Annotated in this window: 22 protein-coding genes; 17 read left to right on the forward strand and 5 right to left on the reverse strand. The window is 70.0% G+C overall.

What is annotated here, in order from left to right; translation table 11 throughout:
* The first annotated feature begins 160 nt into the window (after window positions 1-160).
* From QT196_RS20250 to QT196_RS20270, 5 genes are all read left to right on the forward strand, one after another.
* Window positions 161-859 (forward strand): TnsA-like heteromeric transposase endonuclease subunit, encoded by a 699-nt coding sequence (locus QT196_RS20250; protein WP_290355353.1) that lies wholly within the window; start codon window positions 161-163, stop codon window positions 857-859.
* Window positions 856-2,988: a Mu transposase C-terminal domain-containing protein gene (locus tag QT196_RS20255; RefSeq protein ID WP_290356685.1), complete on the forward strand. Its 2,133-nt coding sequence runs from the start codon at window positions 856-858 to the stop codon at window positions 2,986-2,988. The genes QT196_RS20250 and QT196_RS20255 overlap by 4 nt, the downstream gene beginning before the upstream one ends.
* Window positions 2,985-4,103 (forward strand): ATP-binding protein, encoded by a 1,119-nt coding sequence (locus tag QT196_RS20260; RefSeq protein ID WP_290355354.1) that lies wholly within the window; start codon window positions 2,985-2,987, stop codon window positions 4,101-4,103. The genes QT196_RS20255 and QT196_RS20260 overlap by 4 nt, the downstream gene beginning before the upstream one ends.
* Window positions 4,100-6,772 carry a TniQ family protein gene (locus QT196_RS20265; protein WP_290355355.1) on the forward strand — a complete coding sequence of 891 codons (2,673 nt, stop codon included), beginning with the start codon at window positions 4,100-4,102 and terminating at the stop codon, window positions 6,770-6,772. The genes QT196_RS20260 and QT196_RS20265 overlap by 4 nt, the downstream gene beginning before the upstream one ends.
* Before the next feature lie 62 nt (window positions 6,773-6,834).
* On the forward strand, window positions 6,835-7,215 hold the full coding sequence (locus QT196_RS20270; protein ID WP_290355356.1) for a VOC family protein: 381 nt from the start codon (window positions 6,835-6,837) through the stop codon (window positions 7,213-7,215).
* 176 nt (window positions 7,216-7,391) lie between these two features.
* On the opposite strand, the gene QT196_RS20275 is transcribed toward QT196_RS20270, so the two are convergent.
* Entirely contained in the window at window positions 7,392-7,889 is a 498-nt protein-coding gene (locus QT196_RS20275) for a GNAT family N-acetyltransferase (protein ID WP_290355357.1), read from the reverse strand.
* 97 nt (window positions 7,890-7,986) lie between these two features.
* On the opposite strand from QT196_RS20275, the gene QT196_RS20280 reads away from it, so the two are divergent.
* Entirely contained in the window at window positions 7,987-8,832 is an 846-nt protein-coding gene (locus tag QT196_RS20280) for a helix-turn-helix transcriptional regulator (protein WP_266737539.1), read from the forward strand.
* A gap of 90 nt (window positions 8,833-8,922) precedes the next feature.
* On the opposite strand, the gene QT196_RS20285 is transcribed toward QT196_RS20280, so the two are convergent.
* Window positions 8,923-9,888 (reverse strand): NADP-dependent oxidoreductase, encoded by a 966-nt coding sequence (locus QT196_RS20285; protein WP_290355358.1) that lies wholly within the window; start codon window positions 9,886-9,888, stop codon window positions 8,923-8,925.
* Between the two features lie 212 nt (window positions 9,889-10,100).
* On the opposite strand from QT196_RS20285, the gene QT196_RS20290 reads away from it, so the two are divergent.
* The 7 genes from QT196_RS20290 to QT196_RS20320 all read left to right on the forward strand — a co-directional run bounded on the left by QT196_RS20290 (window position 10,101) and on the right by QT196_RS20320 (window position 18,606).
* Complete coding sequence (locus tag QT196_RS20290) at window positions 10,101-11,303, forward strand: IS110 family transposase (protein WP_290355359.1); 1,203 nt, start codon at window positions 10,101-10,103, stop codon at window positions 11,301-11,303.
* A 151-nt stretch (window positions 11,304-11,454) separates the two neighbouring features.
* The gene (locus QT196_RS20295; RefSeq protein ID WP_168480431.1) at window positions 11,455-12,441 is read left to right on the forward strand and encodes a helix-turn-helix domain-containing protein; all 987 of its coding nucleotides are present in this window, start codon (window positions 11,455-11,457) and stop codon (window positions 12,439-12,441) included.
* A 78-nt stretch (window positions 12,442-12,519) separates the two neighbouring features.
* On the forward strand, window positions 12,520-13,734 hold the full coding sequence (locus QT196_RS20300) for a MerR family transcriptional regulator (RefSeq protein ID WP_290355360.1): 1,215 nt from the start codon (window positions 12,520-12,522) through the stop codon (window positions 13,732-13,734).
* A 50-nt stretch (window positions 13,735-13,784) separates the two neighbouring features.
* Window positions 13,785-14,486, forward strand: coding sequence for a hypothetical protein (locus QT196_RS20305; protein WP_211117386.1), 702 nt, complete (start codon window positions 13,785-13,787; stop codon window positions 14,484-14,486).
* 50 nt (window positions 14,487-14,536) lie between these two features.
* Complete coding sequence (locus tag QT196_RS20310) at window positions 14,537-15,985, forward strand: serine hydrolase domain-containing protein (protein ID WP_290355361.1); 1,449 nt, start codon at window positions 14,537-14,539, stop codon at window positions 15,983-15,985.
* 96 nt (window positions 15,986-16,081) lie between these two features.
* Window positions 16,082-17,227 (forward strand): aminotransferase class V-fold PLP-dependent enzyme, encoded by a 1,146-nt coding sequence (locus QT196_RS20315; RefSeq protein WP_168480434.1) that lies wholly within the window; start codon window positions 16,082-16,084, stop codon window positions 17,225-17,227.
* 632 nt (window positions 17,228-17,859) lie between these two features.
* Window positions 17,860-18,606, forward strand: coding sequence for a TetR/AcrR family transcriptional regulator (locus QT196_RS20320; RefSeq protein WP_168480435.1), 747 nt, complete (start codon window positions 17,860-17,862; stop codon window positions 18,604-18,606).
* 33 nt (window positions 18,607-18,639) lie between these two features.
* Here the strand turns inward: QT196_RS20320 and QT196_RS20325 are convergent, their stop codons facing one another.
* Together QT196_RS20325 and QT196_RS20330 are read right to left on the reverse strand one after the other, a co-directional pair.
* Window positions 18,640-19,092, reverse strand: a complete 453-nt coding sequence (locus QT196_RS20325; RefSeq protein WP_168480436.1) for a GNAT family N-acetyltransferase — start codon at window positions 19,090-19,092, stop codon at window positions 18,640-18,642.
* Between the two features lie 95 nt (window positions 19,093-19,187).
* Window positions 19,188-19,715, reverse strand: a complete 528-nt coding sequence (locus tag QT196_RS20330) for a MarR family transcriptional regulator (RefSeq protein WP_248001228.1) — start codon at window positions 19,713-19,715, stop codon at window positions 19,188-19,190.
* A gap of 130 nt (window positions 19,716-19,845) precedes the next feature.
* Between QT196_RS20330 and QT196_RS20335 the strand changes: the two genes are divergently transcribed.
* Complete coding sequence (locus QT196_RS20335) at window positions 19,846-21,066, forward strand: MFS transporter (protein ID WP_290355362.1); 1,221 nt, start codon at window positions 19,846-19,848, stop codon at window positions 21,064-21,066.
* A 125-nt stretch (window positions 21,067-21,191) separates the two neighbouring features.
* The gene (locus tag QT196_RS20340; RefSeq protein ID WP_290355363.1) at window positions 21,192-21,641 is read left to right on the forward strand and encodes a heme-binding protein; all 450 of its coding nucleotides are present in this window, start codon (window positions 21,192-21,194) and stop codon (window positions 21,639-21,641) included.
* Between the two features lie 18 nt (window positions 21,642-21,659).
* Here QT196_RS20340 and QT196_RS20345 read toward each other — a convergent pair whose 3' ends face one another.
* Entirely contained in the window at window positions 21,660-22,217 is a 558-nt protein-coding gene (locus QT196_RS20345) for a DUF2269 domain-containing protein (protein ID WP_168480439.1), read from the reverse strand.
* 191 nt (window positions 22,218-22,408) lie between these two features.
* Between QT196_RS20345 and QT196_RS20350 the strand changes: the two genes are divergently transcribed.
* Window positions 22,409-23,044: an HAD-IB family phosphatase gene (locus QT196_RS20350; RefSeq protein WP_168480440.1), complete on the forward strand. Its 636-nt coding sequence runs from the start codon at window positions 22,409-22,411 to the stop codon at window positions 23,042-23,044.
* Between the two features lie 449 nt (window positions 23,045-23,493).
* A complete protein-coding gene (locus QT196_RS20355) occupies window positions 23,494-25,326 on the forward strand; it encodes a globin domain-containing protein (protein WP_266737559.1) in 1,833 nt (610 codons plus the stop codon).
* Window positions 25,327-25,372: the final 46 nt, after the last annotated feature.

The following is a 25,372-nucleotide window of genomic DNA, read 5'->3' on the forward strand; positions in this document are numbered from 1 at the left end:
GGGTGGCATTTATGCAGCCATCGTGAGACTCGCAGCTCGGAGCGTTCACTCTTCCGAGTGACGCAAGGGGAGATCCCTCCACGCGGGAAGCCAGCGTTGGCACCTTGGCTATACGGGCAGTCACTCGTGGGCTGGGGGTGCGGTGGACAACGCTGCGACTGTGAGCGTGCGTCGTCATAACGGTCAGGTTGTCGAAGATCGCTTCTGGGGCACGGAGCCAATCAATTCTTTGGCTTCGGCCATTCCCTGGCGGACGTTCCGCTGGTACAAGGGTCAGAAGCACTACTCGGGCACCTACTGGTCGGCGACGATGCGCGATCATGTGATCTACGAGTCGCGACTGGAGCTGTCGCGGTTGCTGTTCGCTGATTTCGATCTGTCCGTACGCGGCATCGTGGCCCAGCCCTTCTTGCTGAAGACGGTGCTGGAGGGGAAGGTCCGCAGGCACATCCCGGACTATCTCCTGCTCACCGGGCGGGTGCCGGTGGTCGTCGACGTCAAGCCGCTGCACCGGTTGTCCAAGCCGGAGGTGGCGTTCACCTTCGGCTGGACTCGGCGGGCGGTGGAATCACGGGGATGGAAATACGAGGTCCGGAGCGAGCCTCCGGCCGTGGAGCTGGAGAACATCCGGTTCCTGGCGGGCTACCGCCGGGACTGGCTGTTCAGTCCCGAGGTCCTGGAAGAGCTTCGGGGAGCTGAGCTCGATGGTGTCTCTCTGGGGCAGGCCGCGTGCTGTCTGCCGGATCGTCCGGAGCCTCAAGTCCGCTCCGCCATCCATCATTTGCTCTGGACGCAGTCTCTCGTTACCGACCTCGATCGGCCGCTGAGCCCGTCGCACGTTCTGAGGTGGGCGGCATGAGCAGGGCGGGGGCTCGGGTCGGGGTCGGTACGCGCTTCCGCTACGACGGAGAGACCGTCGAGGTGGTGGAGATGGCCGCGACCACGGCAGGCAACGAGGTGGTCTTGAAGGACGGCCGGGGTCGATTGTTGCGGCTGTCACTCAAGGAACTCTTGTTCTCGGACCGTGCCGCTGTCAGTCCAGACGGCCCGGGACCGTCAGCTGACGACGAAGAGGAGATCGCTTCGGTCGTACTGGGGCAGCTCGACAGCTCAGCAAGGGCGAAAGTTCTTGAACGTGCCGAGCACGTCCGGGAGGTTCTGACGGGATACCGGTCTGGAGCTCCGGAACTAGCACGCGACGGTGAGCCCCGCCCGGACTATCGCCCGGAGCGACCGTGGGAGGCGCGATACACGGCCAAGGCCGATGAGCTGGGGGTATCACCTCGTGCCGTGAAGCAGTGGGTCGCCGATTTTCGTCGTCGCGGAGAGGCTGGGCTCGCGCCGAAGAAGGCAACAGAAAAGCCCCACTCCGGAGTTGATGACCGGTGGGTGGAGACCGCGCTGGAGGTGATGGTCGAGCACACCGGGGAGTCGAAGCCGTCGCGGACGATGGTGATCGAGCGGACCCGGGCCCGTGTGGTCGCGCGTTTCGGTCCGGATGTGGTGCCGCAGCCGAGCCGGGCGACGGCGTTTCGGCTGCTGGAGGAGTTAGAGCGGCGGCACCCCCTCTTCCGGCTGAGTACGAAGCGGAACCGGGATATCGCTGGCCGACCGGAGGGGGCTTACGGCAAGCTGCGGCCGACGCGACCGGGCGAGTACTTGCTGATGGACTCCACCCGGCTGGATGTGTTCGCGTTCGATCCGATCACGCTGAAGTGGGTGCAGGCCGAACTCTCTGTCGGGATGGACTGGTACACCCGCTGCATCACCGGGATCCGGATCACTCCGGTCTCCACGAAGGCGGTGGATGTCAGCGCGGTTCTCTTTCAGTCGTTTCGGCCCCGCCGGGCTGGGCGGGATTGGCCTCGGCACGCGGCCTGGCCGGAGCACGGCATCCCCAGGGCGGTGCTGGTGGACGTCGACGCGGCAGAGGGGCCCGGTCTTGCCTCTCCGCCCGTGGTGCCGGAGACCCTGGTGGTCGATCACGGCAAGGTCTACGTCTCGGAGCATCTGACCAGCGTCTGCCGCCGGATGGGCATCTCGATCCAGCCAGCGAGGCTGCGGACGGGCCGCGACAAGGGCCCGGTCGAGAGGTTCTTCCGCACCCTGCGGGAGGACCTGCTGCAGGTCCTGCCCGGCTACAAGGGCCCCGACATTCACTCCCGCGGTGAGAGCCCGGAGGACGACGCGTTCTTCTTCCTCGACGAACTGGAGACGATCATCCGGGAGTGGACCGCGACGGTCTACCAACGGCGGTCCCACACGAGTCTGGTCGACCCCGGCCTGCCGGGGCTGCGGATGTCTCCGGCAGCGATGTTCGAGCACGGCATGGCGAGGGCCGGCTACATCGAAGTACCTCGGGACCCGGACCTGGCTTTCGAATTCCTGAAGACGGAGTGGCGCACGATCCAGCACTACGGCGTCGAGATCGGCCGCCGACGCTACAACGGCCCTGCTCTCAACGCCTATCGCACCACGAAGAGCCCTTACGAGGGCCCGGTGAAGAACGGCTGGCCGTTCCAGGTCGACTCCGACGACATCACCCGGATCTACTTCCGTGACCCCGCTGACCGCAGCTGGCATCCCCTGCTCTGGGAACACGCGCCCTCTGCTTCGATGCCGCTGAGCGAAGACGCGCTGGTGTTCGCCCGGAAGCTGGCTGCCGCGAAATACCGCTATCCCGACGACCGGCTGGCCGTCGCCGACCTGCTGGAGCGTTGGAACCTCGGGCTGGGCACCACGCTCGCCGAGCGGCGCATGGCCCTACGGCTGTCGCGCGAACAGGCGGCCATCGAGCTGCCGCAGACCGAGGAGGAGACGGTTGTCTCCCTTCCGTCCGTACGCAAGGCCCTCGGCCAGAACGCGGAGCCGGACGAGCCTGCGGAAGAGGTTTTGGTGGAGGTGCCCGAGGTGGGCGATGACGACGAGGTCGATCTGGAAGACCTCGGTGACGACGACTTCTACGCGGACGCCCTGGAGGACGTGTGAGCACTTCCAGTCCGCCGATCCTGGGCAATCTGGCGCTGTCGCGGAAGGAGGACTGGAAGGCGTTCGCCGAGGCTTCGCGCCGCAGCCGGCCCGAGCTGCTGACCCGCACCCAGTTGAGAGCCCTGGGAGAAGACGCGAAGGCCGACTATGACCGGCAGCGGCGGGAATGGCATGCCAACCTCGGACCGATCAAGACTCCGCAACTGGCTGAGCTCCACGAAGATCTGTGGGACATCGTCGACAGCAACGTGCAGGACGGCGACAAGGCCAAGGGCGCCGTGGCCGTTGATGCCTTCCCCGGCCTGGGCAAAACCACCTCCGTCCTGGCGTTCGCTCGCGAGTTCCACCGCAGGGAGATCGCCGAGCAGGGCGTCCTCACCGCCGATGGGCACGAGCGGCTGCCGGTTTGTCGGGTCGGGCTGACCGGCAATACCGGCATGAAGGAGCTCAACCGGTCCCTGCTGGAGTTCTTCGGTCACCCCGGACGCAATCGCGGGACCACCGCCCAGTTTGGCCAGCGGGCCCTGGACTGCGTGTTGTCCTGCGAGGTCCGCCTTCTCGCGCTCGACGATCTGCACTTCCTGAAGTGGAAGCAGTCGAACGGCATTGAGGTCAGCAACCACCTCAAGTGGATCGCCAACGAGTTCCCCGTGACCCTGCTGATGATCGGGGTCGGTCTCGCTGACAAGGGGCTGTTCTGCGAGGGAAGCGCCCACGGTGATGAGGCACTGGCGCAGACCGGCCGCCGCACGACCCGGCTGGGCATGAGGCCGTTCACGATCGAGTCCGAAGCGGATCGCCGCGAATGGCGGCAGATGCTGCTGGCCCTCGAACAACGCGTGGTCCTCGCCGACAGGCACCCCGGCATGCTCGCGGACGATCTATCCGACTACCTCTTCGCCCGCAGCACCGGCCACATCGGCTCCCTGATGACACTGATCAACCGCGGCTGCCAGCGCGCGGTCCGCAGCGGCACGGAATGCCTCACCCGTGACTTGCTCGACCGGGTGAAGAACGACGAGGCATCCGAAGCAGCCCGCAAGGAACTCGAAGCCGCCCTGGAAAAACGGCGCCTGACCAGTCGCCCCCGCTCCACACGCAAGAAGGCGGCATGACTGCGGCTGCCCGCACTCTGCCCGTCCGGCTGGCCCCGCTGCCCGGTGAGGCACTGGACTCCTGGCTGGAAGCACTCGCCCGGCGGCTGCACACCCCGCTCGGAGAGGTGCTGCGGCACCTCGGATTCCCGGCACGATTGGGGCGAGGGGACCATCTCAAAGGCATCCCGCCGGACTGGACGATCCTGCTCAGCGAGCAGGAGACCATGACCATCGCGCACGCAAGCGGGCTCGATCCGCAGACGGTCACCAGCATGACCCTGGCCAGCTATGACCAGCGGGCTCTCCGCATCAACTTCGAGCGTCGGTACGTCAACCGCTGGGTGCTTTGGGGCCGCGGCAGCGGATCCCGGTTCTGCCCAGACTGCCTGCGCGACAGCAATGGTCGGTGGCAGTTGGCCTGGCGGCTGGGCTGGTCATACGCCTGCGTCCTCCATGGCCGGCTCCTGGCAGACTGCTGCCCGAACTGCGGACGTGTTCAGCGACAGCGGCCCCGCTCCGGCCGAGTCATCCCCCTTGCCGCGATCTGCGGAAACCCACCTTCAGTCCCGGGCGGACCTCGAACAAGCGGCTGCGGATTCGATCTGACCCATACCCGTACGCTCCAACTGCCCGCAGCGCACCCCGCGCTCACAGCCCAGCAATGGCTGATGGGCATGATCGAGACCGGCGCTGCAGCCTGCGGCCCCTACGCGATCTGCCCGCAGCCCTCGCAGGCGGCACTGGCTGACGTCCGGGCCATCGGCGGGCGGGTGCTGGCAGACCTTCCGGCACCAGACATCAGGAACCGGGTGCCGGCGGACATTGCCGATGAGCACTTCACCATCGAGCCCGGCTCCGAGGTCGCTCTGCAAGCGAGTGACAGGCCCGGCTTCATGGCCCCACCGCGAGCCGTGAGTACGGCCGTCGCAGTGATCATCGCCCTGCATGTTCTCGAACAGCGCGATGTCCACCGGGCCGGCGAGAGGATGCGGGTCCTGCTGGAGTCCATGCGCGAGGAGCTCTGGCAGATCAGCGCCACCAGCATTGACAGCTGGGGCCGGGGCCTTACCCCTGTTCTGAACGCAGTGCACCTGGCGGCCCTCGCCCCATCGCTTCGTCCCAGCGAACAGCTCCGCTACCGCACGGTCACACCTCTGCCGAGCCGCCCGAGGACGACTGGTCGCGAGACGGTGCGGCGAGCCCGGAAGGTCCCCAGCATGTTCTGGCCTTCCTGGGTAGTCCGGCTCACTCCGTCCGACGGGACCTATCCCCGCGTTCTTGCCCCCGTGCTGGCTGCCTCGCTGCTGATCATTGGAAGCGGCATCACCCTTGAGGGCGCTGCCGAACACCTCGGAGCAGTCACCGACGGCATCAACATCTCCCGCGTATTCCAGAGACTGGGCGATCATCCGCGCTGGTCAGCCATGACCACCGCTCTCGTCCGACTGGCCGATCACCTCGACACCGTCGGCGTTCCCATTGACTACCAGCGGCGACGCCGCCTGGATTACAGCGGATTGCTGCCGCACGAACGCTGGCGCGAGATCTGCCGCAGCACCGGTACTTCGCCCGGCACCGGCCGCCGCGAGGCGATCGCGCGTTGCCATCTCTTCCAGCGCATCAGCGGCCTTCCAGCCGAATCCGCCCCCGGCCACCTCGGCGTCAACGAGGCAGAGTTCCGAGCAACGAGCACCCGCTATGCCGCCCTCCAGACTCCCGAGCTTGCCCAAGCGCTGACGGAGGAAGCCCGGAACTTTCTTGCCGGCCACCACATCCGCCGCGAACCGGTGACCTGGCAGCCCCCTCTCACCCTGCTGAACGGGCTGGAACTTCCCGGCCCCGATCCGGACCAGATCGACGTTCCCCGCCTGCACCAACTCATCCGCCAGCGCAAGAACCCGGTCCAGCACGCCGCCGAGACCTTCAGCACCAGTGTCGAGGCCATCCGACTCGTCCTGGACGAACAGCCAGCCCCTGCCCTCCCACCGACTGAGGCGGTGGCCAAGGCCATGGGCCATACCCGCTTCAGGGCCCGCCAGGAAGTACCAAGAGCGACTCTCTCCCGCCTCTACCTGGATGAACGCCGCTCACTTCGGCAGATCGCTGACCTCACCGGCTTCTCCCGCAAGGTGCTGACCGAGCTCGCACGGGAGTACGACATCCCGCTCCGCGACGGACCACAGGACTACAAGCGCTGCGGGACCGTCGAACGGGAATGGCTGATCGAGCAGTACGTCATCCGCCGCCGGACGCTGCCCGACCTCGCCCGCGAGATGGGTATGAGCACCGCGAACATGGCCCGGTGGGCCCACACCCACAACATTCCCCTTCGGCCCCGCGGCGGAGGAAGCCACGACGCCAGCCTCCGCACTTCAGACAAGGCCGCCCACACGGCCGCCATCCTGCGGATGGCGCTGACCAGCCCATACGCATGGCAGCGAATCGAGCGCTTTCTGGCCGCCATCGACTACCCCACCGTCAGCGAGGCTGCTCAAGCCCTCGGCCTCCACCAGTCCACCCTGACGACACAGATCGCCCGGCTTGAGCGAGATCTCGGACAACCCCTACTCGAACGTGCTGAGCGCGGCCGGGCCATGAAACTGACCACCTTCGGCAGACGCGTGGTCACTGAGTCGGGAGCTGTGCTGAAAACTGAGGAGGCACGGATCTCGCCGACAGGTTCCTGACACGATGGCCCGGTTACGGCCGACCGAGGCCGCGGTCCCACACCTGGAAGGCATGAACCAGCATGGCTGAAGCTCGCGGATTGACACTCACGACCGTCAACATCAGCGCATCGGACCCAGGTGTTCTCGCACGCTTCTACCAGCAACTACTCGACTGGGAAATCAAAGCCGAGGAACCAGACTGGATCCTGTTGAAGGCGGCCGACGGCGGAGTGGGGCTCGCGGTCCAGCGTGAGGAGAACTACATCCGGCCACGCTGGCCTGCTGGGCCTTCCGACCAGCAGATGATGATGCACCTCGAAATCCGCGTCGACGACCTTGAGCGCGCTGGAGCGAAGGCCGCCGCGCTGGGAGCGACGCTCGCCGATCACCAGCCTCAAGAAGACGTCCGCGTCTACATCGACCCGGCAGGACACCCCTTCTGCCTCTGGCTGGCGGACTGACTTGGTATCTGTCCTGCCGATGGGCAATAGGAAATGCCACCGCCGTGAGACGGAACCCCTCCGCCATGCCGTGAGACACAGCGGAAAGTAGCAGGTCACAAGCGTTCACTTATGACACGGGCGGCGAGATCCTACAATCGTGCAGATGTCTTTGCTGGTCAAGGCCGTGGACGCGCCTACTTGCCCTGCCCGACGGGCCGTTCTGTCCTGGTTTTGATGAGCGGCGCGTCCCGGGGGAACTCCCGGAACCCGACGCTGTAGTACAGCCCGCGCGCCTGGGGGTGTCCCGGCGCACCGAGGCAGGCGACCGTCATCTGAGTGGCCCCGGCCGCCCGGGCCAGATGCATCCCGTGCAGAAGCGTCGCCCTTGCCAGCCCCAGACGCCGGTAGTCCGGATGCGTTCCGACCGGCTCGAACTCAGCGGTCCTGTTCGCCTCGTCGAGCCACATGATCGTCGAGGACGCCATCGTTCCGTCCGGCGCCTCCACCAGGAGGTGCAGGTCGCCGCGGTACCCCGCCGTCTGCCGGACGCCCTGGTAGCTCTCGGTTGTGTATGTCGACGGAGCCCAGGCGTCCAGATGGGCCCGGACCGCGGCCTCCGGCCCGGCCTCGTCGGCGGTGCGGAACCGGAATCCGTCGGGCAGCACCGGGCTGGTGTCGTCCCCTTGGGCCACCGAGCCTGGACGCGTCGGAAGCCGGTGACCAGGACGCTTGCTGCCTGGGTGCCACACACCCAGGCAGCGCACCGCTCTCCTCCCTAACCTGGGGGGCATGCCCGACAACACCCTGGGAGACTTCCTGCGCGCCCGGCGCTCCGGCCTGCGGCCCGAAGACGTCGGTATGACGAGCTACGGCGTGCGCAGAGTCGCCGGGCTGCGCCGTGAGGAGGTCGCGGTGCTGGCCGGAGTGAACGTCGACTACTACACCCGGCTCGAACAGGGCCGCGAGCGCCACCCCTCGCCGCAGGTCCTGGACGCCCTCAGCCGGGCCCTCCACCTTGATACCGACGCCCGCGCCCACCTCCACCGGCTGGCCGGTATCGCCCCGAACGACCGGCCGGCGCGGCAGCGGAACGTGGTCAGCCCGGCGCTGCGTCAGCTCATGGATGGCTACCCGCACACCCCGGCCTTCGTCGTCAACGGCGCCTTGGACATCCTGGCCGCCAACGCCCTGGCCGACGCGCTGTACTCACCCTTCGACCCCGCCGACAACCTCGCCCGTATGACCTTCCTCGATCCGGCCGCCGGGGACTTCTACACCCGCTGGGACTGGACCGCGCAGGCCACCGTGGCCAACCTTCGTCAGGCGGCCGGTTTCGCTCCCGACGACCCCCGGCTGAACGCGCTCGTCGCCACCCTGACCGAGCAGAGCACCGCCTTCGCGGATTTGTGGCGGGCCCATTCCGTGCGCGGCAAGACCCAGGACGCCAAGCTGTTCAACCACCCCGATGTCGGGCCGCTCACCCTCACCTACCAAGCCTTCGACGTCCGCGACGCACCCGGCCAGCAACTCGTCATCTACCACGCCGAACCCGGCAGCCCCAGCGCCGAAGCGCTGTCCCTGCTCGGCGCCCTCAGCGCCACCCGGCGGCAGACGGCACGAGACCCGCGCCCCTAGGACGGACAGGCTTACGGGGGCCGTTGTCCTGTCGGCGGCCCCCGCCGTGAGCCCGTTGCCCCAGGGACAGGCGGGTCTCGATGGCCGTCGTCAGGGCGCGACCGAGAGGACGATCTTGCCGGTGGTGCGGCCCGTCTCGCCCAGTGTCTGGGCCTTCGCGGCCTCCTCCAGCGGGACGACCGTGTCGATGTTGACCTTCAGTTCTCCGGAGTCCACCAGGCCGGCGATGGCTTGCAGGCCGGACCGGTCGGGCTCGACGAGGACGAACACGGCGCGTACCCCTGCCTCGCGCGCCTGGTCGGCGGGGAAGGCGTCGTCCAGCGGCAGGATCGAGACCAGCGAACCGCCGGGACGCAGGGTGCGCAGGGAGCGGGCGCCGTAGTCGCCTGCGATGGTGTCGAGTACGACGTCGACGTCGCGTACCGCGGTCGCGAAGTCCACCTCCGTGTAGTCGATGAGCTCATCGGCGCCCAGACCGCGCAGGAAGTCGTGCTTGGCCCGCCGGGCGGTGCCGATCACATACGCACCGCGGGACTTGGCGATCTGCACCGCGAGATGACCGACGCCGCCCGCCGCGGCATGGATCAGCACCCGTGCGCCGGGCCGCACATTCGCGGTGTCGACCAGGGCCTGCCAGGCGGTCAGTGCCGCGAGCGGGAGGGCGGCGCCCCGGACGTGGTCCAGGCCCTCGGGGAGGTGGGCGAACTGGCGCGCCGGGGCGGTGACGTACTCGGCGTAGGCCCCGGCGGGGCGCGGGAAGTGCGGCATGCCGAAGACCTTGTCGCCCGGCTCGAAGAGGGTCACTCCGAGGCCGACGGCCTCGACCACACCAGAGACATCGAAGCCCAGGATGACCGGCGGCTCGCTGCCGTCGAGGAACCGGCCGTCGTTCCGCGTCTTCCAGTCGGCCGGGTTGACGCCCGCGGCGTGCACCCGGACCAGGATCTCCGTGGGGCCGGGCACCGGCCGGTCGGTCGTGATCACCTTGAGGACCTCCGGCCCTCCGGCGGTGTCCTGGCTGACGGCCCGCATCTGCGGGGTCCCGGTCTCGGACATGGTGTCTCCGTAAGTTGTTAGGCGGCCCGGGAGGGCCGGATGTGGCTGATGGGGTCTTGCCAGTTGTGGCTCCGAAGGAGTGGCCGTCCGGCTCTCCGGGGCGCCCTGGCTGCTGATTGAGATGTGCGCGCTTCGTGCGGTCGCTGATTACGGAGATGACAGCGGGGTGTTCCTCGGGCCAACGGCATGCCGGATGGTGCGAGGAGGGGCGAGTGAACGAGCGGAAGACCCAGGTCTGGGCCGGCGTCGACGCGGGCAAGGGCCACCACTGGGCGGCGGTGGTCGATGAGACCGGCGCGACTCTGTGCTCGAAGAAGATCGAGAACGACGAGTCGGCCATCCTGACCGCGCTCGGGGAGATCCTTGGCCTGGCGGACGAGGTTCACTGGGCTGTGGACATCTCCGGTACTTCCTCCGCATTGCTGCTGGCCATGCTCGCAGCTCACGGTCAGCGGGCCGTCTATGTGCCCGGCCGCACCGTCAACCGCATGTCGGGCGCCTACCGGGGCGAGGCGAAGACCGATGCCCGGGACGCCTATGTGATCGCCGAGACGGCTAGGCACCGCAGCGACTTCGCCGCGATCGACGTGCCCGCGCAGCTGGCTGCTGACCTCGCGCTGCTGACCGCCCACCGCTCCGACCTGGTGGCCGACCGCACGAGGATGATCAACCGGCTGCGCGACGTGCTCACCGGGATCTTTCCCGCGCTGGAACGGGCCTTCGACTACAGCTCGCGGAAGGGCGCGCTGGTCCTGTTGACGGGCTACCAGACTCCGGCCGTGATCCGCCGCCGTGGCCGGGCCCGCCTGACGGCCTGGCTCGCCAACCGCGGCGTCCGCAACGCGGACACCGTCGCCGCGACTGCCTTGGAGGCGGCCCAGGCCCAGCAGACCGCGCTGCCCGGCGAGGACGTCGCCGCCCAGATCGTCGCCGACCTCGCGGCACAGATCCTGGCCCTGGACGACCGGCTCAAGCGCATCGACAAGCAGATCCGCGAGACATTCCGCAGCCACCCGCAGACGGAGATCATTGAGTCCCTGCCCGGCATGGGGCCGATACTCGGAGCCGAGTTCGTCGTCGCCGCCGGCGACCTGTCGGCCTACGCCGACGCCGGCCACCTGGCCTCCGCGGCCGGGCTCGTGCCCGTCCCACGCGACTCCGGACGCCGCACCGGCAACCTGCACCGCCCCAAGCGCTACAGCCGCCGCCTGCGACGAGTGTTCTACATGTCCGCGCAGACCAGCATCATCCGCGAGGGCCCGAACCGGGACTTCTACCTCAAGAAGCGCGGCGAGGGCTGCAAACACGTCCAGGCCGTCATCGCCCTGGCCCGCCGACGCGCCAGCGTTCTGTGGGCACTCCTGCGCGACAACCGGGTCTTCACCCCCGCCCTGCCGGTCACGCAAGCGGCTTGACTTCGTCATTGAGACTCCTTCGTCTGTGCACATGGCGGGGGTCGGGTGCACGCGCCGCCTGGCAGCCGCGTTTCCCGAGGTGCTGTCAGCTTTGCGCGGCGACCGGGAGCCCGGCGGTGTCCTAATGGCCAACGTTTGAAAGAATCGGGTCATGCATCGCGTCGGAGTGCTCGCCCTGGATGGTGTCGTCCCCTTCGAGCTGGGGATTCCCGCGCGGATCTTCGGCGCCGCACGGGATACCGCCGGCGATCCGCTCTACTCCGTCGTCACCTGTAGCCCGGACGGGCGCCCGGTGCGCACGGATGCCGACTACGACATCGCGGTCGCCGCGGACGCCTCGGTGCTCGCGCACGTCGACACCGTCGTCATCCCGCCGGCCCACGCTTCGGCCCATGCGTCGGACATGCTCCGGAAGGACGGCCGGCTGTCGGACGAGGTGCGGGCGGCGCTGGCGCACGTCCGGCCCGGGACCCGGATGGTGGCCATCTGCACCGGTGCCTTCGTGCTGGCCGCGGCCGGGCTGCTCGATCACCGCCCGGCCACCACGCACTGGTGCGAAGCCACCCAGCTGCAACGCCTCTTCACGACCGTCCGTGTCGACCCCAATGTGCTGTTCGTCGATGACGGCGATGTCCTCACCTCGGCCGGTGCGGCCGCGGGGGTGGATCTGTGTGTGCATATCGTGCGCCGGGACCACGGCAGCGCCGTCGCCAATGAGGTGGCCCGGTTGTGTGTGGTGCCGCCGTGGCGGGACGGCGGGCAGGCCCAGTTCATCCGGCAGCCCGTACCGGAGCCCTCGGCGGGCGGCACCGCGGCCACCCGCGCCTGGGCCCTGGAGCGTCTCGGCGAGCCGCTCACCCTGACCGATCTCGCCGGGCACGCTCGGGTCAGCGTGCGCACCCTCACCCGGCGTTTCCGCGACGAGGTCGGTATGAGCCCTGGTCAGTGGCTCGCCGGACAGCGCATCGAGCGCGCCCGGCATCTGCTGGAGACCACGGACTGGTCGATCGACCTCGTCGCCCATCACGCGGGCTTCGGCACCGGGACGTCTCTGCGCCAGCATCTGCACAGCGCGGTGGGGGTGGCACCGCTGGCCTACCGGCGGACGTTCCGGAGCGCCACGGCGCTGACCGCCTGAGACGGCGCCGCACCGGAGCCCGTATGCAGCCCCCTCGGCGTTGACCTTCAGGCTGGTCGAAGCCCCACAATCGCGTCCATGGACGACCCCGAACAGCTGTTGACCATCGGTGTCTTCGCGCGCCGGGTGGGTCTCGCGCCGAGTGCTCTGCGGTTCTACGACGACTGCGGGCTGCTGCGGCCGGCGCGGGTGGATGCCGTGACGGGGTACCGGCGCTACGGGGCGGGGCAGGCGGCGCGGGCGGTGAAGCTGCGGCAACTGCGTGCGGCGGGGCTGCCGCTGGTGGATGCCGCGGTGGTGCTGGACGGTCCCGAGGACGCGGCGCATGGCGTACTGCGGGCCCACTTGGAGCGCACACGGCGGACGGCCGACGAGGCACGGGTCGTGGTGGAGGGGCTCCTGCGGGAGACGTCCGGCGCCCCGGAGGACCGCGGGAGCTGGGCATGGGCGCGGGTGGGCGGCGCCGAACTCGCCAGCGCGGTACGGCAGGTGGCGCCCGCCGCCGCGACCGGGGCGGCCCGCGAGGAGTTTCCGGTCCTGGGCTGTGTGCTGCTGGAACTCGTCGACGGCGAGGTGCGCTGGGTGGCGACGGACCGCTATCGGCTGGCGGTGCGGGTGCTGCGGCCGGACGGGTTCGAGGGCGGTCCGCGGCGGGTGCTGATCGGCGCGGACACGGCGCGGGGCCTGGCGGAGTGGGCCGTACGGCAGGTGACGGTCGATATCGAGTGCGCGGGAGACGCGGCGGGGATCCGGCTGCGGAGCGGGGCGGACTGCCGGGAGGTGCCGGAGGGCGCCGGGCCGAGCGGTAGCGGGGATGCCGACGGGTTTCCGGACTACCGACTGATGCTGACCGGCCTGGAGACGGGGCGGCATCGGGTGATCGTCGACCGGGTGGGGCTGCGGGACGCGATGACCGGGCGCGCGGGGCCGGTGTCGTTGGCGGTCGTCGGCGCGGGGCACGGGGATGTGGCGGACGCGGGCGGCTCGGCGGTTCCGGTCACGGCGGCGGATCGCGCGGCCGGGCCGGTGCTGGAGGTGACGGGCGGGGGCCGGGAGCCCGTCCGGATGCGGGTGGTGCACACCGGGCCGGGGCTGCGGATCGCCTTCGACCCGGCCGTACTCGTGCCGGCGCTGGAGGCCGGGGTCGGGCCGGACGCGCTGCTGGAGATCGCCGCGCCGGACCGGCCCGTCCTGGTCCGGTCCGCCGACCAGGGGAGTTTCACGACGTTGGTGATGCCGGTGCGCGAGGGCACCGGAGCGGCGGAAGGCGCTGCCGAGCGCACCGACGGCTGAGGCCATGGACCGAGAACCGGTCACCGAGGATGGATGAGGGGAGCGGACCGGTGGATCCGGAACTGCCTGTGGTGCGACTGTGCGTGGCGGGGATGCAGGCCGAGGCGGAGGGGCGGGCCGATGCGGCGCGCGCCCTCTTCCAGCAGGCCTGGGACAGCGCCGCCGACGACTACGAAGCATGCATCGCCGCGCACTATCTCGCCCGGCACCAGAACTCGCCCGAAGAGACGCTCCGTTGGAACCAGGAGTGCCTGGACCGCGCCGACCGGGTGGGGGACGAGCGGGTGGCCGGGTTCTATGCGTCGCTGTACCTGAACATGGCGCACGCCTGGCGACAGCTCGGCCGGTCTGCCCTGGCGCGCACGTATTTCGCGCGCGCCGCGGAGCGAGCGGCACAGGCTCCCGACGGTCAGTACGGCGACTGGAACCGCTTCGCCATCGCGGCGGGCCTGCGGGAGACGGCCGGTGCGCGCGACGACTCCGCGGCGTACAAAGCCGGTGCGGAGGGGGCGCCGTGGAGCCTCGACGAGACGGTCGACGGGCGGGTGCGGGCGTTGGTGTCACGGTGGTGTGCACGGGGCGATCTCATGGCGCTGGGCCTGGCGCTTCCCGCGTACCTCGGATACCTCGGCGCGGACGCCGACCGCGTGCGGCTGCGGTCCGCGCTGCACATGGTGCATGCGGCGCGCCGGCTGCCGGCGGACGAGCAGACGGAACTGGGGGCGGTGGTCGGGTCGGCGGCGCTCCGGTGATGCGGCGAGGATGGGGCCCGGCCGAGCCGGATCCGCTGTTGAGGAGCGCCATGACCATCGCAGAGTCCACGGAGATTTCCCTTTCCGAGGCCGTCGGCCAGGAGCCGGACACGGCCGGTGCACCCGACGAATGCGCGGAGCTGCTGCCGCAGACCCGGCGGGCCTTGCTGCACCGGCTGGCGGTCGGGCAGGCCGAGGGGCGCGCACCGTCGATGACGGGCGCGGTCGTCCGTGGCGGACGAGCGGTGTGGACCGGGGCCCGGGGCTCGGTGGAAGGGGAGGTACCGCACGGCGATGTGCAGTACCGGATCGGTTCGCTCACCAAGACCTTCGTCGCCGTGCTGGTGCTGAGGTTGCGGGACGAGGGGCTGCTGCGGCTGTCGGACCCGGTCGGCGCGCATCTGGCGGACACTCCCGTGCCGGACGCGACGATCGCGCAACTGCTCTCCCACAGTGCGGGGTTGGCGGCCGAGCCGCGGGGGCCGTGGTGGGAGCGGACCGCGGGCGAGCTGCGGCCCGAGCCGGCCGACCTCTTCGACGAGCGCCCGCAGCGGCATCCGGCCGGTCGGCGGCACCATTACTCCAACGTCGGTTATGCACTGCTCGGCGCACTGGTCGAACGGCTGCGGGGCGGTGTGCCGTGGGGCGAGGTGCTGCGGCGCGAGGTGCTGGCGCCGCTGGGCATGAGCCGTACGACGCTGAGCCCGGAGCGGCCGTACGCGAATGGCTGGGCGGTGCACCCGTGGGCCGACGCGCTGCTGCCCGAACCGGCCGCGGACACCGGCCTGATGGGCCCGGCGGGCCAGCTGTGGTCGACGCTCCAGGACCTCTGCCGCTGGGCGGCCTTCCTGCTGCGGGGCGACGGGCGGGTGCTCGGCACGGCGAGTCTGGCGGAGCTGCGGACACCGGCCGTGCCGCCGGAGAACGGTGCGTGGGATGCGGGGTACGGGCTGGGGGTGCAGCTCCTGCGGCGGGAGGGTCGGCTGCTGGTCGGGCACCACGGCTCGATGCCCGGCTTCCTGGCGGCGCTGTGGGCCGATGTCGAGGAGGACGTGGCCGCGGTCGTCCTCACCAACTGCACCTCGGGCCCGGCGGCCGGGGCCGTCGCCACCGATCTCACCGGGATCGTCATCGCGCACGAGCCCCGGATTTCCGAGCCCTGGCGTCCGCTGCCCGGTCCGCTGGATCCGGAGCTGCTGGCGCTGACCGGGCCCTGGTACTGGGGCGCGAACCCCCATGCCCTGCGGCTGCGGGCCGAGCGCGGGCTGGAGCTCACCCCGCTGTCCGGGGCGGGGCGCGCCTCGCGGTTCCGGGCCGAGAAGGACGGCACCTGGACCGGGCTGGACGGCTATTACGCGGGGGAGACGCTGCGGGTGGGGCGGGACCGGGACGGTGCGGTGAGCCATCTGGACCTCGGCACCTTCGTGTTCACCCGGGAGCCGTACGAGCCGTCGGCGCCGGTGCCCGGTGGTGTGGATCCGGACGGTTGGCGGGTCTGAGGCCCGTACGGCGGGGGTTTGGCGCACGGACGTACAGTCGATGCCGATGTCAGGAGCCGCACGCACCGAGCCGGCTCGCTACCGCTGGAAGGCCCTGTGACTGCTGTGTCTGACCCGAGCGCGAACCCCGCCACTCCGGACCTGCTCGACCTGCCTGCGCTGACCGCGGCCCACTTCGCGCGGATCGAGGACAAGGTCGCGGCCCTGATACGTACCCGCTGCGATGTCGTGGCGATGCAGGGCGAGGCACTGCTGCCGCTGGAGGCCTGTATCCGCTCGGCCGTACGGCCCGGCAGCACCGCGCTCAACATCATCACCGGCCCGTACGGCGAGACCTTCGGCGGCTGGCTGCGGTCCTGTGGCGCCGAGGTGGTCACCGTCACCGCGCCGTTCACGGGTGCGGTCACCCCGCAGCAGGTGGCCGAGGCGTTGCGCGAGCGCCCTGAGATCGACTTTGTGAGCCTGGTGCACGCCGAGGCGGCCACCGGTAACACCAACCCTGTGGCCGAGATCGGCGCGGTGGTGCGGGAGCACGGCGCGCTGCTGATGCTGGACGCGGTCGCCTCGGTGGGCGCCGAGCCGCTGCTCACCGACGAGTGGGGCGTGGACCTCTGTGTGATCGGCGGGCAGAAGGCGATGGCCGGGCCTGCCGGGGTGTCGGTGGCATCGGTCAGCGCCCGTGCCTGGGAGCGGATTGCCGCCAACGAGCAGGCTCCGCGGCGCTCGTACCTCTCGCTGCTGGACTGGAAGGAGCGCTGGATCGATGGCGGACGCACCGCGCTTCCGCACGCTCCGGCGCAGCTGGAGATGCTCGCGCTGGAGCAGGCCGCGGACCGTCTGGAGGCCGAGGGCCTGGATACGGTCCTCACCCGGCACCGGGCAGCGGCCGCGGCGACCCGGGCCGGTGTGCGGGCGCTGGGCGGGCTCGCCCCGTATGTCGTGCGCGACGAGGACGCGGCGCCGGCCGCCACGACGCTCCGCGCCCCCGAGGGAGTGGATGCCCGGGAGGTCGTGACTGCCGCGATCGCGGTGGACGCGGCGGTGCCGGTGCAGGCCGCGGCGGGCGCTCTGGCCAAGGAGATGATCCGGGTGAACCACTATGGCCGCGCCGCCGACCGAGCCGTGGTCACGGCCTCCCTGGTGGCACTGGCGGGTGGGCTGCGCGCCCTGGGCGTGTCCGTGGACGCCGAGGGCGCGGCCCAGGCGGCGGGCGCGGCGTGGGACGCGGTGGTCGCCGGCTGAGCCGAGCGAGCGCCTGGCTCCAGGCGCGTTGTCGATGTGGGGTCGCGTTTCACGTGAAACGCGACCCCCTTCGCATGCCGGGAAACGACGCCGTTTCACGTGAAACACCTTGTACGCAGGCGCTGTTGAGCCTCACGCGCTGCTGTGTGGCATGTGCGATGGGAATCTGTCGAGCATCCGGGCATCCGGGCGTCGGGGGTGGCGCACGCTTGCGGCGGCCGCGGCGGCGACATTGCGGCCGGCGGCGATCTCGTCCTGCCGGGAGTAGTCCGGTGGCGTGCCCGGGGCCCCGGCGGCAGGCTGGACGCGGAAGACGCCGTATGTGTGTCGTCGATCGAGGGCTTCGGTGCGGCGGGGTTGGTCATGTCGACGGCTCGTACGTCCGTGTCGGCGTCGGCTGGGGCACGCGCTCCGGGATTCGTCGGATCGCGGGTGAGTGCCTGCACGGTCCAGCCGTCTGCCGGTTCCATGGGCGGGCCACCGCATCGCCTTGCCCGCCCGTGGAACCGGCCACCGCCACGACCAAGCCATTAACGATCTTGTTCAGGCCTCCCCGTATAATCGGAACCAGCGACCCGGTTAAAATTCCGGCGCGCCTGACCGGTGTCAAACGTTCCCCAGGAGGCCCGGCAGTGACGGACGGTGGTGTGGCGCCCGCTCGTGCGGATGCGCGGCGTAACAGGGCGCTGGTGCTCCAGGCGGCCCGATTCGCCTTCGAGGAGCAGGGGTTGGCGGTTCCGCTCGGGGAGATCGCACGCCGTGCTGGGGTCGGCGCCGGGACCGTCTATCGCCATTTCCCGTCCAAGGAAGCCCTGTTCAGGGCGACGATTGTGGACCGGATCGAGCTCTTCACCGATACCGCAAGGGACTTGGCCGAAGTCGAGGATCCCGGTCCGGTCTTCTTTCGCTTTCTGTCCTCTGTGGTGCGGCTCGCGGCGCGGAACAAGGCGCTGTGTGACGCGCTGGAGGAGGCCGGCGCGGGCCGCTTCGAGCCGTCGCCGGGGGTCGGGCAAAACTTCGACGATGCGCTGGAAGTGCTGCTCAGAAGGGCCCAAGAGGCGGGCGACGTCCGGCCGGACGTCGGAATAACGGACCTCAGGGCGCTGCTGGTCGGCTGTCTTTCTATGGAGCGAGCCGTGCCGGAAACCGGTTTCGGGAGCGCGGCTCCGGGCCGGATGACGGTGCTGATGTGTGATGCCCTGCGGAGGGAACGCGCCGTAACGGAACTTGAAGCCGGGCCGGTGAAACGTAACGAATCGCCGTGTGAGGTGTGCGGTGCGGTGATCGCGGCGGCGCGTACGGGCCGACCCGCGCGCTACTGCGGTGGTGCCTGCCGGCAGAAGGCACACCGAGTGCGGGAGCGTACGCGCCGGACGTGACCGGACCCGGTCGGGTGGCGGCCGGCCCGTTCCTCAGAGCGGGAGCTTGAAGCCCAGGTGCGAGGCCTCGAACCCGAGGTGCTCATAGAAGCGGTGCGCGTCGATCCGGGTCGCGTCCGAGGTCAGCTGCACCATCTGGCAGCCGAGCGTGCGGGATTCCGCCACCGCCCACTCGATGAGCTGGGTGCCGAGACCCCCGCCGCGCTCGTCGCGGTGGATCCGGACGCCCTCGATGATCGAGCGGGTGGCGCCGCGCCGGGACAGGCCGGGAATGACGGTGAGCTGGAGCGTGCCGACCGTCTGCCCCGCGCGGACGGCGACGACCAGGTGCTGCTGCGGGTCGGCGACCAGCGTTTCGAAGGCGGCACGGTACGGCGTCAGGTCGTCCGGTGACTCGCGGGTGGCGCCCAGGGGGTCGTCGGCGAGCATCGCGACGATGGCGGCAAGATCGGCTTCGGTCGCGCGGCGTATCTCGATATCGCTCATGGGCGCGACCTTATGCCGTGCGATCACAGGGGCGGCGGGAGGCGGCCCAGGCGTCCGTACCCTTCGCGCGCCCGCCTCTCATGCGCCCCTCGACGTCACTCCGGCGGTGCGAGCGTCTCGAAGGCGGTGACCAGGGGGGCCAGTTCGGGGCGCTGGGCGGCGTCCTTGAGGGCTTCGCGCAGTGCGCCGTCATGGGTGGGCCGGGCCTCCACCAGGAGCGCGAGGCCGTCGGGCGTCACGTTGGTGTAGATGCCGCGCCGGTCGTCGGGGCACAGGAAGCGCGAGAGCAGCCCGCGCTCCTCGAGCCGGGTGACCAGACGGGTCGTGGCGCTCTGGCTGAGGACGACGGAGTCCGCTACCTGGTTCATCCGCAGATGACCGCCCGGCCCGTCGTGCTGCTCGCTGAGCACGTTGAGGACCGAGAACTCCCGGACGCTGAGGTCGTGTGTGGCCTGAAGCGCGCGCTCGATGTGCGACTCGATACGGCCGTGCAGTGCGGACAGGGCACACCATCCCTGCGCCAGCCCGGGGGGCTCCGCCGGGGGGCAGGCGGGCGCGTCCGCTGCCGATTGCGGGACGGCCGTCTCCGGCGTCTCCCGCGTTTCCCGTGTCTGCTGCGTCATCGACGACCTCCTCAGGGCGCACGCCCAGGATAGGCCACCTCCGAAATATACGGCGCTTGCAATTAACCCGCGTCTGCAATTATTGTGGACGCTCGTAAAGGACGGACGCAATGATCTGAAGGGATCCGTCATGCCACTCGCACTCCTGGCTCTCGCCATCGGTGCCTTCGGGATCGGAACGACCGAGTTCGCGGTCATGGGCCTGCTGCCCGACATGGCGGCCGGCTTCGGGGTCTCCATCCCCCTCGCCGGATACGCGACCACCCTCTATGCCCTCGGTGTGGTCATCGGGGCGCCGCTGATGACCGCTCTCGGCACGCGCTTCACCCGCAAGCAGATGCTGATGCTGCTGATGGGCCTGTTCATCGTGGGCAATCTGTTCACGGGCATCGCGCCCAACTTCGGGATCATGCTGGCCGGGCGCATCGTGGCCGCGTTCACGCATGGCGCGTTCTTCGGCATCGGCGCGCTGGTGGCCGCCGATCTCGTCGCGCCCCAGAAGCGGGCCACCGCCCTCTCGCTCATGTTCAGCGGCCTGACCGTCGCCAACGTCGTGGGCGTACCGGCCGGCACCATGCTCAGCCAGCACTTCGACTGGCGCACCACCTTCTACGCCATCACCGCGCTCGGTGTGATCGGCCTGCTGGGGATCGTCAAGCTGATCCCCGCACAGCGGGCGAAGGCGGCCTCTCCCATGGGCAGCGAACTCGCGGTGTTCCGCAACCCGCAGGTCGGCCTCGCGATGCTGATGACGATCCTGGGCTTCGGTGGCGTCTTCGCGGCCGTCACCTACCTCGCCTCGATGATGACCGAGGTCACCGGCTTCGCACCGTCCTCCGTGATCTGGCTGACGGCCGTCTTCGGTCTCGGCATGGTCGGCGGAAACCTGGTCTCCGGCCGCTTCACCGACCGCGCCATGATGCCGATGCTCTATGTGTCGCTGACCGGTCTGGCGCTCTCGCTGGCCGCGTTCACCTTCACCGCGCACGACAAGATCGCCGCCACCGTGACCATCGCGCTGATCGGCATCTTCGGCTTCGCCACCGTGCCGCCGCTACAGAAACGGGTGATGGACCAGGCGGCCTCGGCGCCCACCCTCGCCTCGGCCGGCAATATCGCGGCCTTCAACTTCGGTAACGCACTGGCCGCTTGGCTCGGCGGGATCGTCATCTCGGCGGGCCTGGGCTACACCGCGCCCAACTGGGTCGGTGCGCTGATGACCGTCGCGGCGCTCGGAGTGGCGATATTCGCCTCCGCCCTGGAGCGGCGGAAGGCGGGCCGTGGCCAGCTGGTCGCCGCCGACGGATCCACCGTGGTCGCCGACGAGCCCGTACCGGCAGCACACGGCTGACGCCTGCGTCCGTACCGCACCACCCCGAAGCACCCGCACCACCCGAAGCCCCGTATCCCCCGTACCACCGGCGCTCCGATCTCCCCCGGCGCGGCCGTGGTCACCACACCCCAAGGACCCCTCCCATGAGCGCTCCCACCGCCACCCCCACCACCGCACCCACCGTCCGCACCCTCACCACCCGCGAGGCCGAGTCTCTGATCGAGGCCGCCGTCCGCGCCGCCGAGGCGCTCGGGGTGCGGGGCAGCGTCACCGTCCTCGATGCGGGCGGTCAGCTGCTCGGCTTCCGGCGGGACGACTCGGCCGTGCTGATCTCCGGCGAGACCAGCACCCGCAAGGCGTACACCGCCCTCCAGTTGGACGCGCCGACCGCCGACCTCGTCGACCTCGTACGCCCTGACGGGCTCTTCCACACCCTGCCCACGGCGCTGGACCGGCCGCTGCTCTTCCTCGCGGGCGGGGTGCCGCTCCACCGGGACTGCCGGCTGATCGGCGCACTCGGCTTCGGCGGCGGCGCCCCCGAACAGGACCACCGGATCGTCACCGCGGCGATAGCGGAGGCCGACCTCGCCTGACCCCGGCCCCGTCCCGTGCTAGCGGACGCCCGCGCCCTTGATGCCGTGCCTTCGTGCCCGGCCGGCGCGGGCCTCGGCCGTCTGTGCCCGGCGCAGCCGGCTGCCGCGTGCGGTCGGTCCCCAGGGCTTGAGGACGGAGATCGCGGTGAGGAAGAGATAGGTGGCCGTGGCGACAGACGGCGCGACGACGAGGCTGATGTCGGCGACCGGAGTGCCCGCGGCAGCCTCGGCGGCGAGGTGGTTGATGCCGGGCCGGAGCGAGAAGACCGACAGCAGCACGGTGATGAGCGTCAGCCAGAACTTCACGACGACCCAGCGGTGCCGGGCCAGCCCCCAGGCGGTGCCCAGGGACAGCACCAGCCCACTGACCAGCGAGGCGAAGGCGAGCGGGAGGACCAGCCAGTCACCGAAAATCTTCATCGCCCGGTAGGCGACCGTCGCCAGCTCGGGGGAGCCGGTGGTGTAACCGGTGATGCCGAGTGTGAGCAGCCCGAGGGTGAGACCGAGCCAGCTGACGGAGACGGCGAGGTGAAGGACGAGGACGGCCCGGCGGGCGGGGCGGTTGAGCTGCTGCATACCGCCACGGTCCCGCGCCGCGCGGTACATCTGCCGGCGGGAGTATCCGCGGGTACGCGGCCTTGAGTACCTACCCCGTCACGACGCAGCCGGGCACTCGCTTCGCCGGTTTTGGGGTCGTACGAACCCAGTTGCACCCATACCCCCTCCCGCCCACGCCTCCCGCCGCCGGGCGCCCTAGGCTCCGGGCCATGAGCAAGCTGCATCTGTTCGACATGGACGGGACCCTGCTCCACGGATCCGCGGCGGCGGTCGAGATCTCCCGGCAGCTCGGGCTGGACCGGGAGATCGGCGAGCTGGAGCGCGGATTCGCGGCGGGTCAGTTGACGCCCGTGCAGTTCGCACAGCGGGCGTGTGAGCTATGGGCCGCCGAGCTGACCGAACTTCAGGTGGCCGCGGCCTTTGACGGCGCCCCGTGGCTGACCGGTATCCGGGAGGTCTGGGCGGATATCCGGGCGCGGGGCGAACGGTGCGCGGTGATTTCCCTGTCCCCGGCCTTCTTTGTCGAACGGCTGCTGGCCTGGGGCGCCGACGCGGCGCACGGTTCCCGCTGGCCGGCGGTGCCGATCCGGCAGGCTGTGGAGCCGGCCGGCATCCTCACCTCGGCGGCGAAGGTACGTATCGCAGATGAACTCTGCGTGCGGTACGGACTGACCCGCGCCGACTGCGTGGCGTACGGCGACTCCCTGTCGGATACCGAACTGTTCGCGGCAGTTCCGCGGTCCGTGGCCGTGAATGCGGATCACCATGTCAGTGACCTGGCCTCATATGCGTATGCGGGACGTGATCTGCGCGAGGCATACGCACTGGTGCGTACTGGCCAGTAATTCCGTATTTTCCACGGAGGATTCGTCCGCTGTGTGCGCTGAAATTGCAGTCTGTGGGGAGGATCACTGTTATCGGAAGGGCCGTGCACAGTGTTCCAAGATCAGGACTTGTGGTTTCAACTACTGCCGGTATGGTCGAGTCCGGCTTTGCGGAGTGAGGGCTTCCGCGGGTACGCGAAGAGCGGGCAAAGCTCGTCAGCTTAGCGGCGAAGCGGCCCGCGGCACCCGCACTTCCGACTATTTGTCCACTGTCGTGAGCAGGAGTGGCATGCTGCTGACACGGCATCTGCTCCACAATGTCGCAAGGAAGTGAGATTTGTCCGCTTTGGAGGATGTTGCCGGAATCGCTTGAGTCGATGAAGAATTCCGGGGCAGGGCGGGGGAATTCCGGCAGTTCCGATCCACGGAAGTGCGAAGACGACCGAAAGACGTTCGAGGCGAGGCAGACCATGGACGCTCCGACCACTACGTCGGCCGATAACGGCTCTTCCGGCGGGAGCAGTGGCGATTGGGGTTGGTTCACTCCGCCGGCAAAGAAGTCCTCCGATGAACAGCAGGAGCGGCAAAACAGCCAGGACCGGCAACAAGGCCAGGACGGCCGGGCCGAGCCGGACGACCGGAGTGCACACCCCGACCGCGGTGACCACAGAGACCACGACGCGCGAGACGAGCCGAACGACCGGGAACAGATACCCAGTCGGCCGGTCAATCCGATCCGGCCGGTAGGCACCGCCGCCGAGCGGGTGCGCGAGCCGGAGCCGCCGCAGGCCCCGCCCGCACGGCACCCGGGCGGAGCGCCCACCGCACCCGCCTCCGCCGAACAGCACGCGGCCGCCTCCGGGTACGCCGCCCCGGCCCCCGCACCGCCGCGCCGCGAGGCCGAGCCCTCCTGGGACCGTCAGCCGCCCCGGGGAGGTCAGCCGGCCTGGGAGCGCGTGCCCGCCAGCGAACGGGAGCCCGAGCCCGTACACCAATCGGCGCGCGCCACGGGAGCGTCCACGGGCAGCGCCGCCCCGGCACCGCCTGCCCAGAGCGCGGCCCCCGCGCCCTCCGCTTTCACCCCCAGGACCCGTCCCGCCGCTCCCGCACCGGAGCCCTCTCTGGAGGCCGTGACCGCCTCGGCGTCCTCCGCGGAACCCGCCTCTCCCGACGCGGTTCTCATCCGTCGCACCATGGCGGAAATCGAGCCCGTGGCCGACAAGGTCACCTCGTACTTCTACGCGCTGCTCTTCGTCCAGTACCCGGATCTGCGGGCGCTGTTCCCCGCCTCGATGGACACCCAGCGCGACCGCCTCTTCAAGGCGCTGCTTACCGCGGCCCAGCACGTCGACGACGCCGAGGTGCTCACCGCCTACCTCGCGAACCTCGGCCGCGGACACCGCAAATACGGCACCCAGCCCGACCACTACCCGGCGGTCGGCGAGTGCCTGCTCAGCGCGCTCGCGCGCTATGCGACGTCCAGTTGGGGGCCGGAGACCCAGGCCGCCTGGGTGCGTGCCTACACGGCGATCTCGCAGATCATGATCGACGCGGCCGCCGAGAACGAGGCCGTGGCCCCCGCCTGGTGGCAGGCCGAGGTCGTCTCGCATGAGCTGCGTACGCCCGATATCGCGGTGGTCACGGTCCGCCCCGACCAGCCCTACCCGTTCCTCGCGGGGCAGTACACCAGCGTGGAAACCCCCTGGTGGCCGCGGATCTGGCGGCACTACTCCTTCGCCTCCGCGCCCCGCTCCGACGGTCTGCTCTCCTTCCATGTCAAGGCGATCCCGGCCGGCTGGGTCTCCAACGCCATGGTCCATCGCGCCCGCCCCGGCGATGTCATCCGGCTCGGGGCCCCCGGCGGCTCGATGACCATCGACCACACCACGCGCAGCGGTCTGCTGTGTGTCGGTGGCGGTACCGGAATCGCGCCCATCAAGGCCCTGGTCGAGGACGTCGCGGAACACGGCGTCCGGCGCCCCGTCGAGGTCTTCTACGGCGCCCGCAGCGATCAGGACCTCTACGACCTCGACACCATGCTGCGACTGGAACAGGCTCACCCCTGGCTCTCCGTCCGCCCGGTCGTCGCCACCGGACCGGCCGTACGGGGCGGGACGAGCAGCGAAACCGGGCAACTTCCGGACGCAGTACGGCAATACGGTCCATACCGGGAATACGACGCCTACCTGTCCGGGCCGCCCGGGTTGATCCGCAGTGGTGTGGACGCTCTGGTGGGGGTCGGCATCCCGACGGACCGCATACGGCACGACTCCATCGAAGAGCTGGTCTCAGCAGGAGACTGACGTCTTGGCAGTGCAGGGCGAAGACGGTCCAACAGGGGAGGGGTGG

The organism is Streptomyces sp. P9-2B-2, assembly GCF_030406865.1.
GTDB classification, from domain to species: domain Bacteria; phylum Actinomycetota; class Actinomycetes; order Streptomycetales; family Streptomycetaceae; genus Streptomyces; species Streptomyces platensis.

Bases quoted from the DNA above. Each gene is read 5' to 3' on its own strand.
- QT196_RS20255 (WP_290356685.1), top strand. From the start codon at position 856: ATGAGCAGGGCGGGGGCTCGGGTCGGGGTCGGTACGCGCTTCCGCTAC.
- QT196_RS20325 (WP_168480436.1), bottom strand. From the start codon at position 19,092: ATGAGCGATATCGAGATACGCCGCGCGACCGAAGCCGATCTTGCCGCC.
- QT196_RS20300 (WP_290355360.1), top strand. From the start codon at position 12,520: ATGGACGACCCCGAACAGCTGTTGACCATCGGTGTCTTCGCGCGCCGG.
- QT196_RS20295 (WP_168480431.1), top strand. From the start codon at position 11,455: ATGCATCGCGTCGGAGTGCTCGCCCTGGATGGTGTCGTCCCCTTCGAG.
- QT196_RS20280 (WP_266737539.1), top strand. From the start codon at position 7,987: ATGCCCGACAACACCCTGGGAGACTTCCTGCGCGCCCGGCGCTCCGGC.
- QT196_RS20310 (WP_290355361.1), top strand. From the start codon at position 14,537: ATGACCATCGCAGAGTCCACGGAGATTTCCCTTTCCGAGGCCGTCGGC.
- QT196_RS20355 (WP_266737559.1), top strand. From the start codon at position 23,494: ATGGACGCTCCGACCACTACGTCGGCCGATAACGGCTCTTCCGGCGGG.
- QT196_RS20335 (WP_290355362.1), top strand. From the start codon at position 19,846: ATGCCACTCGCACTCCTGGCTCTCGCCATCGGTGCCTTCGGGATCGGA.
- QT196_RS20350 (WP_168480440.1), top strand. From the start codon at position 22,409: ATGAGCAAGCTGCATCTGTTCGACATGGACGGGACCCTGCTCCACGGA.
- QT196_RS20285 (WP_290355358.1), bottom strand. From the start codon at position 9,888: ATGTCCGAGACCGGGACCCCGCAGATGCGGGCCGTCAGCCAGGACACC.
- QT196_RS20270 (WP_290355356.1), top strand. From the start codon at position 6,835: ATGGCTGAAGCTCGCGGATTGACACTCACGACCGTCAACATCAGCGCA.
- QT196_RS20340 (WP_290355363.1), top strand. From the start codon at position 21,192: ATGAGCGCTCCCACCGCCACCCCCACCACCGCACCCACCGTCCGCACC.
- QT196_RS20330 (WP_248001228.1), bottom strand. From the start codon at position 19,715: ATGACGCAGCAGACACGGGAAACGCGGGAGACGCCGGAGACGGCCGTC.
- QT196_RS20265 (WP_290355355.1), top strand. From the start codon at position 4,100: ATGACTGCGGCTGCCCGCACTCTGCCCGTCCGGCTGGCCCCGCTGCCC.
- QT196_RS20345 (WP_168480439.1), bottom strand. From the start codon at position 22,217: ATGCAGCAGCTCAACCGCCCCGCCCGCCGGGCCGTCCTCGTCCTTCAC.